Here is a 19,316-nt window from a genome sequence, read left to right on the forward strand (position 1 = left end):
AATACGGTGTTTTTTGCATTTTAAAAAACAATAAAGCAAGTGTTACTGCTTGCTTTATAAAAGAAAAAACGATTAATAATTACACATCTCTGTTGACACTCGCTGTAATAGTATGACCTTATAAAACGCGTATACTTACCAAACATATTTAACGAGGTATGAGTACTGACACAGCATACAGACTCTATGCGATATGAGCCTAAAAAGTGCATGGCAATCAGTCAATACACTAATTGTTCTGTGAGCAATACTTACTTACAAACTCTTTATGGTTAGGCAATTGCGCAAGGCGATGTGCTATTTGCTGTTTAATACCGTGTAAAAACTGCATTAATTCTTGTTCACTCATTAAGCTGGCTACATGATGATATTGCTGTGGCTTTATTCCTTGACCAAGCATTACCTGCACCCATGAATCAACGCGAAATATGTCACCGTCATCTAAAAAAACGCGCCCTGTTTGTTTAAATAATGCAATTTTATGGCTGAGTGTTTGAGTGATCTCCATTGTTTTGCAATGACGCCAAAATTCACTATCGTCTCGGTCGGTTACACTGTAGTGCAGCACGATAAAATCACGAATGCTCTCGAGTTCAGATTTTAATTGTTTGTTGTATTCATCAATTGCATGTTGGCTGATATGGGTGAACGGGAATAATCGTATAAAGCGGATTATACCGGTCATAATAAGGTGAATACTGGTTGACTCGAGAGGCTCTAAAAAGCCACTTGCGAGACCCAGAGCGAGGCAGTTTTTATTCCAGCCTTTTAGACGACGCCCCGTTTTAAATTTTATGACTTTTGGTTCTGTTAAAATCTCGCCACTAATATTGTTGAGTAATAGGTGTGTGGCATCCGCGTCAGTCAAATAGCGACTGCAATACACTAAGCCATTACCTGTACGGTTTTGTAATGGTATTTGCCACTGCCAGCCCGATTGGTGTGCGATTGAGCGTGTATAAGGGAGAATTTCATCTGAGCCTGTTGTTTGTACAGCGACAGCGCTATCACACGGTAATAAGTGTGACCAGTCTTCAAAGCCTGTATGCAAGGCTTGCTCTATAAGTAAGCCTTTAAAGCCAGTGCAATCAATAAAAAAATCCCCCGAAACGGTGGTGCCATTTTTTAAAGTGACACTTTCAATGAAGCCATTCGTTGCAGATTTGTTGATGTGCTCTATCTTTCCTTCTATGCGTTTTACGCTGTGTTGTTCAGCAAAATCTCGTAAAAATAAAGCATAGCGATTGGCATCCAAATGAAAGGCATAGTTGATTGGGTTTTGCTTGTTGAAGCCAAATTTTCCGTGTTTTGCAGCCTGCAATTCGTAACAATAGTCGCCAAAATCATCTTTAACACCTTGATTTTTAGCATGTAACCAAAAGTGATGGAATTCGCCAGCCCAGCACTCTTTGCCTGTCATGCCAAACGAGTGAATATAGTCACTGTTTGGTTTGTGCCAATTTTCAAAACTGATCCCGAGTTTAAAAGTCGCCTGTGTTTGGGTCATGAAGCGCTGTTCATCTATACCCAGTAACTTATGAAAGGTGCGAATAGGGGGGATTGTTGCCTCGCCGACACCGACAGTCCCAATTTCATCAGATTCAATTAAAGTGATGGTTATTTCATTGCCTAATAATTTAGCTAACGCAGCTGCGGCCATCCAACCGGCGGTACCGCCCCCAGCAATAACGACATGTTTGGTAAAGTGATTTGTCATTCTTAACCCTTACTTAGCTAATAGTTGTTGGAGTAATAAGCGGTTGCTAGGTAAATTTTTTAAGTAATGCCCAATCCGCTCTCGATTTAGCTTACACAGTTGCTGCGCAAATTCTTGCTGTTTTGTGCTCATATGAGCGGGTAAACGGGTGTGAAAACCCATGCCATAAAGCACATATTGATAACTAGCCGAAGGGAATACTTCTTCATTTTCAATTAAGTCAAACCGACTTGGCGGTTGATAACACCATAATTCGAGTAATTTCTGTAACGCGGTTGGAATTGTATTCGTTTGGCGGTTATCGAGCCAGTATGGGCTATCATTGCGTTTGCTAAGCACATAATGGAGTTTTAAGAACTCGATGACTTTTTGCCAGCGGTAGTTAAAGCGCTCATTAAAACGTGCGCTTAATAAAGTCATATGTTGGCGGTTTGACGGCATTTGCTCGCTTAGCATACTAATACTTAGCTCCACCATCGCTAAAGCTGACGCTTCCAAGGGCTCAATAAAGCCTTGTGACATACCAACAGCGACACAGTTTTTATGCCAAAACTCTTTTCTGTATCCTGGTGTAAAGCGCAGCGTTCGAGTATCAAGTTGCTCCGCTAGTTTGGAGCCAATAGATTGCTCTGCATAGTGTTTTAAGGTCTTTATTGCCGTTGCTTCGTCACAATATTTATCACTGAATGTGTACCCTATGCCCCGTCGAGTAGGTAATCCAATATCCCATATCCAGCCTGCTTGTTGCGCAGTGGATAACGTTGCTGACGCGATATTATCGTGTGGATCCTGATAGGGAAGGTGGGTCGTGACGGCGCAATTATTGAATAAAATGTGATTCTGATTTAAGTACTCTATTTGGTAGTGCTTTGCAATTAATAAGCCTGCACTACCTGAGCAATCAATAAATAAATCCCCAGAAATAGCTGCGTTACTGAGCGTATTTACGCTTTGAATATAGCCATGACTATCATTATTTGCATTCAGTACATCATCAACAATGTGTTTTACATTAAGCTTGTTAACACAATGATGCGCTAAAAAGTGAGCAAACTTATGTGCATCAAGGTGGTATCCATAATTTGTAACAGCTGCATAATCAGGTGTTTGGGCTTGCTTTGGGGCGAGAGCGGCCTGACAAACAAAGCTTTGCATGTTTACAGTGTCAGCGTATTTATGCTCTGGGGATAGGTATTGCCATGCCGCATGAATATCACATTCGGTATAGCCTTGAGGCACCATAAAAGGGTGATAGTAATTATCGCCTTCTAATTCTGTTTGCCAGTTAATAAATTTAGAACCTTGTTTAAAAGAGGCGTCGCAATGACGTAAAAAGTCAGTTTCTTTAATACCGATGCGTTGCAGTGTGTTTCGCATCGACGGCCATGTGCCTTCTCCAACCCCAGAGATCCCAATATTAACTGACTCGATTAACGTTATGTTTTTATCAGGGTGTTCGCTTGCCAGTAATCCTGCTGTTAACCAACCTGCGGCGCCACCACCCACGATGACTATGTTATTTATGTGTGTATTCATAGCATTACTTTAAATAATAAAAGCCGCTCCAAACAAGGAACGGCTTGCGGGCATAAAAAGGGTTCAGCTAAATATGCCTCTGACAACAAAGCTAATTCTCATTACCATGAGCAATAATTAACCAGCGGTCCACACTGAAACACGTACGGTGTTTGTGCATCAAGAGACTGGCTAAAAATGCATCACGATAAGAGATAGTATCTAGAAGTTATAGCGCATACCGACATTATAACGCGCGCCATTTTGTTCTAAATTCCATAACTGTGCTTTGTAGCGACCATGCTGGCGGCTATTTTGTTCTGTGATGTTAATCCCTTCTATAAAGAAAGACATTTTTTCACTGTAGTTATATGCCACATTAAAATCGACTTGATAATATTCTTCTGTGAATGCTGGTTCGTTAACATATCGTGCAGCACTGTTTAAGAACTTATCTCGCCAGTTATAGGCAATACGCGCTTGGAATTTATCATTTTCGTACATGGCTATGATATTTGCTGTATCACTTAAACCGACTAATGCAAATTGTGTTGTTGTGGGATCTGCTGCAACGTTAAAATCAATATCGCCATTTACAATGGTGTAGTTGGCTTGAACACCAAACCCAGAGTCACCGAAGAAGTGCTGAATCGCTAATTCATACCCGTCTATTTTGGCGTCTTTATTGTTGGTTGGCACTTGAGCTGTAAATTCCATTAACGGATCGTCACCATTAGGCAATATATCATATGCGGCTTCGAATTCTTCGTAGCTCATTGAGTCAAATTCAACCCCATTTTCCATTGCAGCCACCATTTGGAATAGGTTTGAATCTGTTATTGCAAGTCCTCTGGCTTGTAATTCAGCAATGGCCGCTTGTGCACGAGGGCCAGCTGAGACATCACGTAAGTCATAGTAGTTTTGTGTCATGGGTGTTAAACCAATAAAGTTGTCGACTTTTTTATTGTAATAACCAACAGATACATAACTGACATCACTGTAATACCATTCAACAGACACATCAAAATTGTCAGACTCAAGCGGGACTAACCCCGGGTTACCTGTTGATGCTGGTGCATTCGTTGTTCCCGGAATAAGTTTTGGACCTGTAGGTACGCCGACAGTCGCTGCAGAACTTAAATTATCATAAGTAGGGCGGGCGATTGTGGTGCTGTATGATGCTCTCACTTTTACATCATCAACCACGTTTATATCGAAATCGATACTCGGTAAAAAATGGTTGTAGTCAGAACTGAGAGAGTAATCTTGTTTATCTGTACCATAACGCACATTGAAGTCATTATTGCCTTCCCATGCAACAGCATTAGGTAAATCAATATTAGCAGTTGATGTGACATCTGTGGTTTCGTAACGCGCACCCACTAATAGGTTGAATGGCATATCACCTATTTCACCTTGATGTTTATATTGTACAAAGGCTGCTTTAATTTCTTCTTTTATTGTTCGGTTGGTCGCGAATGCACCGTCAGCAGCAAAGTTAAAACCGTACTGTTGTGCAGCCCAATAACCAATTTCAGATGCACTGCCAGTAAACCCTTGATCAAATGATCCTGAGGTATCGTAGTCATCAAATTCATTTAAAAAATTAGTCGGGTTTAAATAACCATCAGGAAGTTCCCCTGGGTTTTCGATACCCCAGTTACCCATTGTATTTCGAGTAAGAGATTGTAATGAATGACTTTCCATTGAACGAGACTCAATGCCGAAGTCAATCACGCCCGTTTCTATTTCATATTTACCGAGTAATCGGAATTCATCGACTGTTGATTCTTGACGAGCAAAGTTACTATCAAGAATAGAAGTACCTACATCGCTTTGTTCCAAAGCACCACTGCAGTTTAGGTTAGTGCGCGAGCAATCATCAAAATTGATAACCATCGAAGGAAGATCGCGGCTAAAGTCAACTTGCTGGCCTGCAACTATATTGGCACCTAATCCCGCATTTACCCAGCTGCCGTAGGGGGCATCGGGTTCACTTGTTGCTTTTGAGCTATGTGCGTCAAAAACAAAGCTGAGTTGATCATTAAAAAAGTACTCAAGGTTTAGGCCGATAGAGTCATTTTTATTTACTTGATTTAACTCTTGTAGAGCCAAACCTATATCTCGAGTTGATAAATCACGACGCTCTTCTTGGTAATAAATAGGCGTTTTTACGGCATTATCGTCAAATATTAGGTGGGTTTTATAGTTATCCATCCATATTGACTGCTCTGCGCGTGCTTCATATAAGTCTTGTTGCGAATAGGTATAATCAAGTGTTGCTGTTAATGATTCGACGGGACTATATTGTAAAGTTAATTGAGCGTTCGTACGTGTTCTTTCGCGGTCCGCAATTGTATAGCGAAGATCAGATGGCATTGAATAATACTGGCCCATAGCAGGGGCGTTCTCAACAATAATGTCATCAGCTGCTTGTGGAATTGTTCCATCGTATGCTGTTGTGCGCCATTCGTTGACAAATGCACCCGTTGCAGAGCTATCACGTTTTTGCATACTCGCGGTGAGTGATGCGCCAAATTTGGCATCGGCATCAGTCCAACTAAAAATACCTGATATCTCTGGAGTGATATCATCAGCAACACGATTTGTTGTATCGTGCATTGCTTTTACACCCACGTTTGCAATTAAACCAGGGTTATCTAATGGGCGAGTTGTATTAATGTTGATTGCTGCACCAATTCCACCTGAAGCAATGCTTGCTTTACCTGTTTTATAAACTTCGACTGATTTAACACTTTCAGAGGCTAAGTTTGCAAAGTCATAAGCTCTTGAGTTAGGTGTTCCTCCTCCAGCTGGTAAGGAAGCTGCTGGCATAGTACGGCCATTGAGGGTAACCATATTATAATCAGGACCAAAACCACGCACAGTGACCTTCGAGCCTTCACCATTACTTCTATCAATTGATACACCCGTAATGCGTTGTAATGATTCTGCTAGATTCGTGTCTGGGAATTTACCAATATCTTCAGACGATATTGCATCCACAACACCGGAAGAGTAGCGTTTTAGTTGCGTTGATTCTTTTATACTACCTTTAAAACCAGTAACTTGAATAACTTCAATGTCGCTGTTGTGTTCAGTTTGTTCTGCGAAGGCCGGTAAACAGGTACTTGCACCTAAGAGCAAAGATAAGCTAGTTGCTAACTTTGTTCTTTTAAAGTTATGGCTTGACATTAGGTTTCCCTCGTTCTTTATCATTGTTATTCACGCAGCAAGTGCATGCTATTGTTGTCTAAATATGCCTTTTCATAAATATGGAAGCGCTACCATAAATAACGAAAAAGAAAACGCTTCTGAAAGCGCTTCCAGAAAAGGGTAGTGCTAATTTTCGTTTACGTCAACAGTTGATTTAAAAAATTGATTAAAAAATAACACAAGCCATTTACCGTTATTTATTAATTCGTTTTCATTATTACCGTTTACTTCATGTAGTAATTAAATGATAAATAAGTGCGGTAACTAACAGAGTCATTGCGATTTTTAATTATTCTACGACTCGCTTAAAGCTTGCAGTATCTGGCGTGGGCTAGGAGCAGTGAGCGTGATATAACCAACAGTGCTAGGGGAGATATAATTAAGAGTGGGTGTGCTTTAAGCCACTGGGCTAATTATTTTTATGAAAAAATTTTGGAGAGAATTAATTGATACGACCGAGTGGATACGCACCACAGACCACTGGACCGGGTCATTAAGAGTGGGTGTGCTTTAAGTAACTGGGCTAATTATTTTTATGTAAAAATTTTGGAGAATTGGTACGACCGAGTGGATTCGAACCACCGACCCCTACCATGTCAAGGTAGTGCTCTAACCAACTGAGCTACGGTCGTACAATAAAGAAATATCAAATAAATCGTGGTACAACCGAGTGGATTCGAACCACCGACCCCTACCATGTCAAGGTAGTGCTCTAACCAACTGAGCTACGGTTGTATTTTGATTTTAGTGGTTGTTTAATTGGCTAAACAACGGTGGCTAATATATAGCGACTGGTTTCTTGAATCAAGCTGCTTTAGCTATTTTTGTGTTAAGTGCTGTTTTTTTATTCATAATGGACTAATTTCACACTGCTTATAAAAGTTTTGCCACCAAGTAACGTGTTGTTTTGCTGAAAATTTAAGCTGTGTAAGAATGTTGCCTTCATGGCTGCTATCAACATAATGACCTAACGTTGGGTCTTGCCATATTTTTTCGTACAAAGGTAGCAGTGACTCGAGTTTACCCGTTAAGAATGATTGATAGGGTTGTAACTGCTCTAAATAAAACTTTTTAAAAATATTACTGAGCTTTTGTGCTTTCTGTTTATTTTTGTTAACAGGGCAGAGTGCGTCTATTTCATATTGCTGCAATAACGTTGTGAGTTGCTCATTATAATGAATTTGTGTTCTTACGGCAGACACTAATAAGGTGTTGTATTTAAACTTATTTAATACTTCTAACGCGTTTATAAGCGACGCTGTATCAATTTTACTAATGTCACCGGTTTTAATGTGTTCGTTTAACATCGCGAACATGCTCATAGCGTGCTCGGTTTCTGTGAAGCCTGCCGTGTGTTCATCTAAGTTAGATGACGTAAGTTGCCAAATAACTTTGAATTCTCTTTCGTTCGTTATCATTGCTTCAAAATACTGCGGGAGCGTTTGTTGTTTTTGCTCAGAAGCTTGGGCAATTTTTGTATACAGCGGATTGTCAGGCGATAGGGTATCTAAGCACTTTTCAGCGGCTTGAATAAATTCAATTTGATAGCTAAGCACACCCGCAGCAGTGGCTGTTTTACCTAATTGATTATTATGCTCTGCAATTAACGTTGCGAGTTCACATTGACGTAACTGCGCAAGTTCTAACATGCCAATGGTGTGAACGCTGCCTGAAACGATATCAAAATGAACGGGCTCAATGCGCGCGGGTTTAGTGAGTTCAAATTCTTTAAATGCTAGAACATTATTGAGCCTTTCGGCATATGTTTTGTTTATATCACTGGCTGAGGGTGAGCAACCAAATAGCACAAGGCTCACAGTACACACTGTGAGCTTAAATAAAGACTTAGTTTTGCTGAAAAGGTGCATAGTTAAATCGCCTATGAACTGTGTAGATCAACATGATGGCCGCAGCACTGAGGCCAACGATAATACCTATCCAAAACCCATGAGGCCCCATCGCTGGCACAATTAAATCTGTACGAGCAAGTACGAATCCAAGTGCAAAACCGATCAACCAATACGACACGAAGGTAATATAACCAATTGGGGCGGTATACTTTAAACCACGTAAAATTCCATTGGCAGAAACTTGTAATGCATCAGGTAATTGGTAAATACAGGCAAGTACCATGATTGATGAGGCAAGCGCTAAAACCTCAGGATTATCTGAGTACAATTGGCTTATAATATCTCGCGCAAAGAAAGTCACACTCGCCAATAAAAAGGCAATAATAGCGGCTAAAATGTAGCTTGTACTCACCGCACTTCTTAATTGTTTGAAATGCTGTTGTCCAAACAAATTACCAATACGAATACTAATAGCTATAGATAAACTCAACGGCATCATGAAAAGTAAAGTGGTTACACTTGCCGCTATTTGATGGCCTGCGACAGCAACAGCACCTAAATGTGCAATAAACAGTGGAATACAGGCAAACAGTGTCACTTCGAAAAATGTGGCCAGTGAAATAGGAATGCCGACTTTAGTGATTGTCCATATAGTGGCAGGCTGTGGTAACGAGAAATTCGCTAATAACGCCTTTGCATTAATTTTTTTATCAAAATGGCAGTATATCATTTGTGTGATAGCCATCGCCGTAAAGACTAACGCGGTTGCAATACCACAGCCTGCACCGCCATACGCATTAAAACCTAAATGACCGTGTATAAACACGTAGTTAGCAGGAATATTAACGGCTAAGCCAATTAAGCTTATGTAAAAAGCAGGTTTGGTCATGCCCATACCCTCAGTGATATTGCGATAAACACTAAAGAGTAAAAAGCCAAAAATGCCCCATTTTACAAAATGTATATACTGTTCAGCGAGCGTTGTAATCGCCGCTGTTGTATTTAAATGAGAGAGAATACTGTCAGCTAAAGTAGCAAGCCCTAAGCCAATGACACTAAGCACCAGCGCTAAATATAGGCCTTGTTGAAAATAATGGCTTATGCCGTGTTTGTCATTTGAGCCCGAAAACTGCGCAATAATTCCCGTCAGTGCAAGCAGGATACCTTGAAGCGCTAACATTAAGGGGTTCCAAATACCTGTTGCGATTGATAAAGCAGCCAGATCTGTTGCACTCACTTGTCCTGCCATTACGGTATCAACAACCGTCATTAATATCAGGGTCACTTGCGCCAAAAATACAGGGATGGCTAAAGAAATTAACCGTTTGGCTTCCCAACTACAAAAAGACATAAAATACACAACTAAAAAAACAGGTTGTCATTGTAATCTATTCAAAGATCAATAAAAATCGCAGATATGTATTTTGCGAATAAAAGAAGACGCCAAGATGTTTACTGGAATTATACAAACTCAAGCCATTGTCGAACACACAAAGCACGAGGGTGGGGTACTAAGGTTAACCTTAAAAGTCGCTAATGAGTATGCGCAAAAACTGACTATGGGTGCCAGCATTGCAATTAATGGCTGTTGTTTGACTGTTGTCGAATTTAAAGCACTTCAGGACAGTGATTTTACACTTATTTATTTTGATGTGATTGATGAGACATTAAAGTTGACTAACCTTGGTCAATTGCAAAACGGACATTGGGCCAACTTTGAGCGCTCCGTAACGGTAGGCACTGAGCTTGGGGGGCATATTATATCGGGCCATATTCACTGTATGGCAAACATAACGTCTATTATACATGAACAAAATAACTGCAAAATGCATCTTGCAATCGATCCAAAGTGGCAAAAATATGTATTGTACAAAGGGTTTGTCAGCGTAAATGGTGCAAGTTTAACCGTGGGTGAGGTTGATGAGCGTGGTTTTTGGTTACACCTCATACCTGAAACTCTCGCGATTACTAATTTAGATAAACAACGCGAAGGCAATCTACTCAATATTGAGGTTGACCAACAAACTTACACAATTATAAACACGGTTGAAAACTATTTGGCACGACAAGCAAATTAAAAAATTTGCTCGTCGTCACTGTCAACATGTAATTCTAATTTGTTGTGTGCGTAATCAATGTGCATGTTTAAATGAATAGGGTTACAGCAAGCGCTACATTCTTCGTAATAATCTTGGTCGCCTTCGCTGGCATCTAATGCCACGAATATATGATGTCCACAATGAGGGCAGGATATACGTTGAGAAAAGTTGTCTTTCATCAGCTTTTACCTTAATCAGGCATGCCTGAATTCGTTAAATTGCAATCTTATAAAATCGTAATCTAATGGTGATGAACGCAAATTTAATAAGATTGATATAACTTACACACTAACCGCTAAACAAGCGGCTAGCACCTGTATATAAACGTGTTCTATTTACACTATAGTCCTGTTCTTGCGTTTATGACATTCGTTTTACAGCAATTTAAAGTTTATTTAAGCAGCAAATCAATTTGTTGTTTAGCTTCAGTCAGATAGTGTCCGGCAAAAATATTAGCGTGATTTAAAATAGGGTATAGCTGATAGATCAATTTACGCTGTTCATAGCCATTTTGCAGGGGGTATTGTTGATTGTATGCAGTATAAAAAGCATCAGGAAGCGGTGCGAAAAGTTCGCTCATAGCGATATCGCATTCCCGGTCACCATAATAACAAGCAGGGTCATACAGACTAGGAACCGCTTGTATAAAGCCCATATTTCGTCGCCAAAAGTCGCCATGCAGTAATGAAGGTTCGACATTATGGCCGTGCAAGGTGTCTTTAATAAAAGCGATAAACATATCTTGATCAACGAGTTCAATGCCTTTCTCTTGTAAGAGTTGAAGTTGCCAACCAATCCGTTCTTCTGCAAAAAAAACATCCCATTTTTTGTGCCATCGGTTTGGCTGGACTGTGGGGCCTAAAAAGTTGTCGTGATCAAAACCAAACATGGCTTGCGTATGTTTTTGATGAAGTGTGGCTAAATGTTCGCCCATCGTATGCCAATTTGAGTGAGGAAGTTTGTCCAGTTCTAACCACTCTAAAACGATGAATGAAAATTCAATATTGCACCCTGTGGCAATGCAGTCGGGGATCATAAATAAGCTTTCTTGCGTTAAAAGCTTTAAATTAAAGGATTCGCACTCTAATCTTTCTAAATCACTTAAGTGAGCCACCTTGACAAAAAATCGGTGATTTTCATCGCGCAGTTCAAAGTATTTATCGCTGTTGGGCGATTGCAGTTGGCGTTTAAAGGTATGCTTAAAATCAAAGTGCATAGCTTGGCTTATCTGTTCATTCACTGAATTCCACATAATATCGCTCACCTTTTAACCATGTAGTTAAACTATGGCAAAAAGTCGGTGAATTAACAATCTCATAGCGTTAATATTATTAAATATTTTGCTGTGTGCATGAGGATTTAAATGAATAAAAGTCTTGTTACTAATTTAGTGGCTTTGGCCTTCGTGTTAGTTGGATTTTTGTTTGATCAGGCGATTGTATTATCTGTGGGATTATTTGCCTTGTCTGGCGCTGTAACAAATTGGTTAGCGATACATATGCTGTTTGAAAAAGTGCCTTTCTTGTATGGCTCAGGTGTCATTACGCTAAAGTTTGAGTCGTTTAAAGCATCCATCAGGCAGTTAGTCATGACGGAATTTTTCGCGGCAGAGAAAATAGATCAAGTGATGGCTCTTGCGAAACCTCAAATAGAATTAGAGCCTGTTATTGCTGAAGTAAACCTAAGCCCAGCCTATGACTCATTAATCGAAGTTATTGAGCAATCGCAATTTGGCAGTATGTTAGGAATGTTTGGTGGACGTGATGCCTTAGAGCCAATGCGTGAGCCGTTCATAAATAAAATGAAACAGGCCGTCATTGATATTTCTCACAGTGACGAATTTAAAACAATACTCGATGAAAAGCTGTTTGCAAACTCGCACATTGGTGGCTCGTTACATAACACGGTAGAAAGGTTAGTGGATGAGCGTTTAAACGAACTAACTCCCGTCATGGTAAAAGATATCATTCAAACAATGATTAAAGAACATTTAGGCTGGCTGGTTATTTGGGGTGGCGTGTTTGGTGGTGTATTTGGCTTAATTGCTGCGCTTTTATAAAAAGTGTGTAGCAGACCTATACAAGGTCTGCTACATCAAATCTGTCATTATTTAGAACCCGAAATGACGTAGACGGTGTTATCACTGACTTTAGCGATATCTTGAATACTTGTTTTTGTTTGTTGCTCTAAATTTAAGTAGCTTGCTGATTTATTAAAGCCATAGGTGCTGGCAAACTGTGCCGTAGACATATCATTGCACTGTAACTTGTCTGAGATGACGCGTTTGTTTAAGCGTAAATCACGCATTGTTTGAGCAAGGTTTATGGGTTTATTTGACACAATAGCCATACATGCTTGTGTCCCAGCAGAATTATCTGCAGCTACAAACTGTGCGGCGTTTGCATCTGTTGCTGTCATTGAAGAACCGACAATAAGTGCTGTACCAAATGCTAATGTTAATGTATTCATCTTTCTCTCCAGTTGTTTGTCCATGTGACATGAAAGTCGTGCAACCTCGCGTGGGATACTTCACAATTCCTATTTGCTAGGCACCATTAAAGTATTACCCTAAATTTGATTGATTGCTGTTAATGAAAACGGACAAGATGTAAGCAAGTATGTAGATGTGTACCCCAATATATAACCGTTTGATTAGACATATTTTAAAGTATGAATTTTGACACAAATAACGAGAAAATAATTTCATTTTAGAGCAAACTGAGCAGGTTTAGAGAGCGTATTTTCTATTTGTTTTACGGTATTGCTACATTTACGTTTTAACTCTAATTTAAATGTTCACTATTAGACACTGAATAAAGTGTAAGGAGTTTAAGTGACCACAAAATTATCAGGCTATTATCAACAAGCCTATGCCTCACATTCTAAGCATTTTAATCAATGCTTTTATTGTGGTTGTGAGGCAACTGAGCGCGATTATTGCCCCCCTCTTCATATGATGCAAAGTATTATTGATTTAGGTGAAGACGCTGAATTTATTTCAATACCAGCGTGTTATGAATGTTTTGCGCTACTTCATAATGAGCGAGTGCTAACGATTGATGGCCGATTCACCAAAGTAAAAAAGAAAATAGCCAATAAATATGCCAAAGCGCTGCGAGTATTTCACATGTGGCATGAAAATGAGCTTGATGATATGAGTGATGAATTTGTTCATAGTATTAAAGCGGGAATGAAATTAGGCGAAGAAGCTGCACAGCGGCTTGATTTTCAGGGGTACAGTTATGCGACTGAAGATGCCCGCGTTACTATTCGCGAAAAACGCACTGAATTTGATGTGCAAGGAATAGTCTTTTACGACTTTAAAGAGGCGCTAAATTACTGTATCAACGAGCTTAGCGTCGATAAAAGTGACTTTTATAAATTAGTCGTTGAAGATTATAACGGCGATTTTAATCGTGCCTTGAGTCAATATCGCCACCGTCATGAAAAAGTAACGGCAGCCACTGATACCAATACTTTAATCAAAAGCTTTGCTAAACAACATAAACAAAACTCTGATTTCGTAACCCGTACCGTGACGCATTTTATTAATAAAGATCCCAGCCTCACGACCGAAGGTGCATTAGAGAAGCTCTATACGAATTACATTAAAAAATAAGTAACGGAAGAAATAACGTAATTCGTCTTACTTAAACGTCACTTACCTCGTTTGTTAGCATTGCTATTAACATTTGATTAAAGTTATATAATAAAAAAAAGGAGAAACAACAAAATGCATAAATTTGCACCATCCTTGATGGTTATTTCACTTGGTATCGCGCTTGCGGGTTGCCAAGATAATGGCCCACAAGATCCAAAAGTAACGATTGATAAAAACCCATACCCAAGTACTTATAAGCCACTGGCATCAACAAGTACTCTTATTACCAATGCAACGGTACTAACAGGCACCGGTGAGCGTTTAGACGAGGCTGATGTTTATTTTGTTGATGGTAAAGTACAACAAGTAGGCAAGGACTTATCTGTACAAGCAGATAACACCATTGATGCACAAGGCAAATGGGTCACGCCCGGTATCATCGATGTGCATTCGCATTTAGGCGCATACCCAACACCGTCTGTGGCATCGCATCAAGATGGTAACGAAATGACAAGCCCAGTGACTGCTGAAGTATGGGTTGAACACTCTATTTGGCCGCAAGACCCTGGTTTTAACCGTGCTCGTGAAGGTGGCATTACGTCATTACAAATTTTACCAGGCTCAGCAAATTTAATTGGTGGCCGTGGTGTTACTTTAAAAAATGTTCCTTCACATACAATGCAAGGTATGAAATTCCCTGATGCACCCTATGGCTTAAAAATGGCCTGTGGTGAAAACCCAAAACGTGTTTATGGAAGCAAAGGGGTATTACCTTCAACACGTATGGGTAATATGGCAGGCTACAGAACAGCATGGATTGATGCAACGGAATATAAGCGCCAGTGGGAAAAATATGACAGCGATTATGCGGCAGGTAAAAATCCTGAAATTCCTCACCGTGATATTAAGCTAGACACACTAGCGGGTGTCCTTGATGGCGATATTCTTATTCATAACCACTGTTATAAAGCAGAAGAAATGGCGATGATGATCGACCTAGGCAAAGAATTTGGTTATCACTCAGGCACTTTCCACCACGGTATTGAAGCGTACAAGATTGCCGATTTACTCGCTGAAAACGGCAACTGTGCAGCACTGTGGCCAGATTGGTGGGGCTTTAAAATGGAAGCCTATGACATGGTTCAAGAAAACGTGGCTATTGTCGATGCGGTTAAAAACTCATGCGCGATTGTTCACTCAGATTCCGATACAACTATTCAACGCTTAAACCAAGAAGCAGGTAAAGTGATGTACCGTGCAAACGATGTTGGTTTTAATATTTCAGAACAACACGCTATTAAGTGGATCACAGCAAATGCTGCTAAATCACTGGGTATCGATGATAAAACAGGCTCACTTGAATCGGGTAAACAAGCCGATGTTGTTATCTGGAATCAAAACCCTTTTAGTGTGTACGCAAAAGCTGAGCAAGTATTTATTGATGGTGCCAAGGTATACGATCGTCATGATGAAAAATATCAAGCACAAAGCGATTTCATGCTTGGTCAACAGTAGGAGTAACATTGATGACAAAATTAACTAAAACATTTTCGCTCTCTTTAGTTGCTGCTGGTTTATTTTCGTCGGTAGCGAGCGCACAATCGATTGCAATTATTAATGCAACCATTCACACATCAACAGAACAAGGTGTATTAGAAGGTGCTAGTGTCGTTATTGACGAGGGAAAAATTGTTGCAATTAATCCAGAATCAATAAATGCAGACACCACTGTTGATGCTCAAGGTCAAATCGTGACCGCAGGGTTTATCGGTACGATGAACCAACTTGGCTTAGTTGAAGTAGGGGCTGTTGCGGGTTCTCGTGACGGCGGTGATGATAAAGCGAGTATTGATTTCGATCCTAGTCTTGCTTTTAACCCACGCAGTAGCTTAATTCCTTATGCTCGAAAAGGCGGGATTACTCAAGACGTAATCGTGCCAAATGGTGGTGAAAGTATTTTTGCAGGTCTTGCCTCTGTTGTTGATTTATCGGGTTCTTTCGATAGTGTAAATCAAAAACAAGTTGCCCTTGTGGTTCATTTAGGTGAAAAGCGTAAAGGCTCACGTGCAATGTCGATGAAAACACTGATCGACAAGCTTGAAGGGCACAAGTCAGCTAAAAAAGATGATAAAAAAGACCCCACCACAGAGCAAAAGATCCTTGATAAAGTACTCTCAGGTGAAATGCCACTGATTGCCAGTGTACAACGCGCGTCAGATATCTATGAATTAGTGAAATTAAAAGACACGTTTGGAATTAATTTAGTAATTCATGGTGGTGATGATGCCGTTGTTGTTGCAGATACTTTAGCAAAAGCTAATGTGCCGGTGATTATCAGTTCTATGGCAAATCTACCGGGTAGCTTTGATTCAATGCATGCTAACTTAGCCAATGCAGGCAAACTCGAAAAAGCCGGTGTTAAAGTGATTATTGGTGTTGCAGGGGACTCGAGTCACAATGTTTACCAGTTACGTTTTGATGCGGGCAACGCTGTGTCGTATGGTATGACACAAGAAGGTGCATTGAATGCGGTGACCAGTAATATTGCGGATGTTTTTGGCTTGAACTCAGGAGCAATAGCAACAGGCAAACGTGCGAACTTAGTTATGTGGTCTAATGATCCATTTGAATTGAAATCACACGTAAGTAAAATGTGGATCAATGGTGAAGAGGTTTCAACTGAAGCGCGTCAAGATAAATTGCGCGAACGTTACACAACCGAATCAGCGATGCCAAGAGCGTACACAAAGTAACTTTAATAAGAAAGGCCGCCTATGCGGCCTTTTATACCAATTAGCTTAATTAACTGTTCTTTTTTTCACGTAATAAAACCCCGTTTATACCAAGGCAAAAATGTCGTTAGCTAGTTGTTCTCGGCAATTGCTCCTGCATTGCTCTATCTCCTGCATCCATGCTGTCGTAAATTAGACATTTTTAACGCAGGTAGCGACGGGTTTAATCACTCAAAATAATTAAGTCGTATTGCGGATTGGTATTATCGCATTCATAAAAAAAGCGCTCAATGAGCGCTTTTTTAACAGATTTCAATAACAATTAAACTAATTTAGCTAAAATGTCATTGAATGTTGTGCTTGGACGCATTGCTTTAAATGCCGCATCGTCATTTGGTTGGTAATAACCACCTACATTCATTGCTTGACCTTGTGCATCGTTCAACTCAGTAACGATTTGCTCTTTTTGTGATTCAAGGTCAGAAGCGATTTGCGTGAACTGTGCTTTTAACTCAGCGTCATCGTTTTGAGCAGCAAGTTCTTGTGCCCAGAATAATGCTAAGAAGAAGTGAGAACCACGGTTATCAATCTCTTTCACTTTACGTGAAGGTGATTTGTTTTCAGCAAGGAAAGTACCTGTTGCTTTATCTAGCGTATCAGCAAGTACTTGTGCTTTCTTATTACCAGTATTAACGCTTAAGTGCTCTAAAGAAGCCGCAAGTGCTAAAAACTCACCCAGAGAATCCCAACGTAAGTGGTTTTCTTTTTCGAATTGCTGTACATGCTTAGGAGCAGAACCACCCGCACCCGTTTCGAATAAACCACCACCATTCATAAGTGGTACGATTGACAGCATTTTAGCGCTTGTACCTAGCTCAAGAATAGGGAATAAGTCAGTTAGGTAATCACGCAGTACGTTACCTGTTACAGAAATCGTATCTTTACCTTCTTTAATACGCTCAAGTGAGAACTTAGTCGCTTCAAGGGGTGCTAAAATACGGATATCTAAACCATCAGTATCGTGATGTGGTAAATACGCATTTACTTTTTTGATTAGCTCGGCATCGTGCGCACGATTTTCATCTAACCAGAATACCGCGGGTGTATTTGTTGCGCGAGCACGATTAACAGCAAGTTTAACCCAATCTTGAATTGGTGCATCTTTTACCTGACACATACGCCAGATGTCACCTTGCTCAACAGCGTGCTCAAGTAATGTTGTGCCGTTTGTATCTACCACGCGAACAGTACCTGCTGCTGATACTTCAAACGTTTTATCGTGTGAGCCGTATTCTTCCGCTTTTTGTGCCATAAGGCCTACGTTAGGTACGCTACCCATGGTTGTAGGATCGAATGCACCATTTTCTTTACAGAAATCAATAGTTGCTTGGTAAACACCAGAATAACAACGATCTGGAATAACAAAACTTGTGTCTTGTAATTTACCTTCGCTGTTCCACATTTGACCGCTTGAACGGATTGCAGCAGGCATTGATGCATCAATGATCACATCGCTTGGTACGTGAAGATTAGTAATACCACGGTCTGAGTCAACCATCGCGATAGCAGGGTTGTTGTCATAAACAGCTTGGATATCGGCTTCGATTTCAGCTTTTTTAGCAGCATCTAGTTTTTCGATTTTAGCAAATACGTCACCAAAACCGTTATTCACATCAACATCTAACTCTTTGAAAAGGTCAGCGTGTTTGGTAAATACATCTTTAAAGAATACTTTTACTGCATGACCAAAGATGATTGGGTCAGATACCTTCATCATCGTTGCTTTCATGTGTAGTGAGAACAATACACCTTTTTCTTTAGCAGTCTGAATTTCTTTCGCTAAGAAATCTTGTAATTTTGCAACGCTTAGACGAGATGCGTCAATCACTTCGCCTGCTAGAAGCGGTGTGCTTGCTTTAAGTACTGTAACGTCGCCATTTTCTGCAACGTGCTCAATACGCACATCAGTCGCTTCTGCAACAGTCACTGATTGCTCAGAACCAAAGAAATCACCTTCTTCCATACTTGCAACATACGACTCAGAATCTTTGCTCCAAGCACCCATTGAATGTGGGTTATTACGAGCATACTCTTTTACAGAGCTAGGTGCACGACGGTCAGAGTTACCTTCACGAAGTACAGGGTTTACAGCACTGCCTTTGATTTTGTCGTAAGTCGCTTTAATTTTTTGCTCTTCATCAGTTTTTGGCTCTGATGGGTAGTCAGGTAGTGCGTAACCTTTTTCTTGTAGCTCTTTGATTACAGCGCGTAGCTGTGGAACCGACGCACTGATATTAGGAAGCTTGATAATATTTGCTTCAGGCGTTTTAGCCATTTGGCCTAGTTCAGCAAGTGCATCATCAATACGTTGCTCTTCTGTAAGGTACTCAGGGAAGTTAGCAATTACACGACCTGCTAATGAAATGTCGCGAGTTTCAACTTCAACACCTGCCGCGTTAGTATACGCCTGGATGATTGGTAACAATGAATACGTTGCCAGTGCTGGCGCTTCATCTGTTTTAGTGTAGATAATTTTTGATGTCATCATCATTCCTAGATAGTTGGCGTAATGTTTGGCAGTTACTG

General features: G+C 40.2%; 14 protein-coding genes and 2 tRNA genes. 5 read left to right on the top strand and 11 right to left on the bottom strand.

All coding sequences use genetic code 11. The annotated features are described in order from the left end of the window. Window positions 1–229: 229 nt before the first annotated feature. From BWD47_RS04610 to BWD47_RS04640, 7 genes are all read right to left on the bottom strand, one after another. Complete coding sequence (locus BWD47_RS04610) at window positions 230–1,717, bottom strand: tryptophan halogenase family protein (RefSeq protein ID WP_075593517.1); 1,488 nt, start codon at window positions 1,715–1,717, stop codon at window positions 230–232. A gap of 9 nt (window positions 1,718–1,726) precedes the next feature. Further along, window positions 1,727–3,253 (bottom strand): tryptophan halogenase family protein, encoded by a 1,527-nt coding sequence (locus tag BWD47_RS04615; RefSeq protein WP_075593518.1) that lies wholly within the window; start codon window positions 3,251–3,253, stop codon window positions 1,727–1,729. Between the two features lie 201 nt (window positions 3,254–3,454). Continuing rightward, window positions 3,455–6,427: a TonB-dependent receptor gene (locus tag BWD47_RS04620; RefSeq protein WP_075593519.1), complete on the bottom strand. Its 2,973-nt coding sequence runs from the start codon at window positions 6,425–6,427 to the stop codon at window positions 3,455–3,457. A gap of 576 nt (window positions 6,428–7,003) precedes the next feature. Beyond that, window positions 7,004–7,080: transfer RNA gene (locus BWD47_RS04625), tRNA-Val, on the bottom strand. Between the two features lie 26 nt (window positions 7,081–7,106). Then, window positions 7,107–7,183 (bottom strand) — tRNA-Val (locus BWD47_RS04630). 113 nt (window positions 7,184–7,296) lie between these two features. Next, on the bottom strand, window positions 7,297–8,265 hold the full coding sequence (locus tag BWD47_RS04635; RefSeq protein ID WP_178387079.1) for a DUF3080 family protein: 969 nt from the start codon (window positions 8,263–8,265) through the stop codon (window positions 7,297–7,299). 28 nt (window positions 8,266–8,293) lie between these two features. Continuing rightward, a complete protein-coding gene (locus tag BWD47_RS04640; protein ID WP_075593521.1) occupies window positions 8,294–9,649 on the bottom strand; it encodes an MATE family efflux transporter in 1,356 nt (451 codons plus the stop codon). A 97-nt stretch (window positions 9,650–9,746) separates the two neighbouring features. Between BWD47_RS04640 and BWD47_RS04645 the strand changes: the two genes are divergently transcribed. Further along, window positions 9,747–10,376, top strand: coding sequence for a riboflavin synthase subunit alpha (locus tag BWD47_RS04645; protein WP_075593522.1), 630 nt, complete (start codon window positions 9,747–9,749; stop codon window positions 10,374–10,376). Here BWD47_RS04645 and BWD47_RS04650 read toward each other — a convergent pair. Then, entirely contained in the window at window positions 10,373–10,576 is a 204-nt protein-coding gene (locus BWD47_RS04650) for a CPXCG motif-containing cysteine-rich protein (RefSeq protein WP_036968072.1), read from the bottom strand. The genes BWD47_RS04645 and BWD47_RS04650 overlap by 4 nt on opposite strands. A gap of 212 nt (window positions 10,577–10,788) precedes the next feature. Next, window positions 10,789–11,649 (bottom strand): fructosamine kinase family protein, encoded by an 861-nt coding sequence (locus tag BWD47_RS04655; RefSeq protein ID WP_065978462.1) that lies wholly within the window; start codon window positions 11,647–11,649, stop codon window positions 10,789–10,791. 111 nt (window positions 11,650–11,760) lie between these two features. On the opposite strand from BWD47_RS04655, the gene BWD47_RS04660 reads away from it, so the two are divergent. Beyond that, window positions 11,761–12,456 (top strand): hypothetical protein, encoded by a 696-nt coding sequence (locus BWD47_RS04660; RefSeq protein WP_036968078.1) that lies wholly within the window; start codon window positions 11,761–11,763, stop codon window positions 12,454–12,456. Between the two features lie 47 nt (window positions 12,457–12,503). Here BWD47_RS04660 and BWD47_RS04665 read toward each other — a convergent pair whose 3' ends face one another. After that, the gene (locus BWD47_RS04665; protein ID WP_065978461.1) at window positions 12,504–12,866 is read right to left on the bottom strand and encodes a DUF3718 domain-containing protein; all 363 of its coding nucleotides are present in this window, start codon (window positions 12,864–12,866) and stop codon (window positions 12,504–12,506) included. A gap of 364 nt (window positions 12,867–13,230) precedes the next feature. Between BWD47_RS04665 and BWD47_RS04670 the strand changes: the two genes are divergently transcribed. The 3 genes from BWD47_RS04670 (at window position 13,231) to BWD47_RS04680 (ending at window position 16,751) form a co-directional block, all read left to right on the top strand. After that, on the top strand, window positions 13,231–14,016 hold the full coding sequence (locus tag BWD47_RS04670; RefSeq protein WP_075593523.1) for a hypothetical protein: 786 nt from the start codon (window positions 13,231–13,233) through the stop codon (window positions 14,014–14,016). Between the two features lie 114 nt (window positions 14,017–14,130). Continuing rightward, window positions 14,131–15,513: an amidohydrolase gene (locus tag BWD47_RS04675; RefSeq protein ID WP_036968087.1), complete on the top strand. Its 1,383-nt coding sequence runs from the start codon at window positions 14,131–14,133 to the stop codon at window positions 15,511–15,513. Between the two features lie 11 nt (window positions 15,514–15,524). Beyond that, complete coding sequence (locus tag BWD47_RS04680) at window positions 15,525–16,751, top strand: amidohydrolase family protein (protein ID WP_075593524.1); 1,227 nt, start codon at window positions 15,525–15,527, stop codon at window positions 16,749–16,751. A gap of 301 nt (window positions 16,752–17,052) precedes the next feature. Here the strand turns inward: BWD47_RS04680 and BWD47_RS04685 are convergent, their stop codons facing one another. Continuing rightward, window positions 17,053–19,275: an NADP-dependent isocitrate dehydrogenase gene (locus BWD47_RS04685; RefSeq protein WP_065978459.1), complete on the bottom strand. Its 2,223-nt coding sequence runs from the start codon at window positions 19,273–19,275 to the stop codon at window positions 17,053–17,055. Between the last annotated feature and the right edge of the window lie 41 nt (window positions 19,276–19,316).

Origin of the sequence: Pseudoalteromonas sp. PAB 2.2 (assembly GCF_001938575.1) — a bacterium.
GTDB classification, from domain to species: Bacteria; Pseudomonadota; Gammaproteobacteria; order Enterobacterales; family Alteromonadaceae; genus Pseudoalteromonas; species Pseudoalteromonas lipolytica.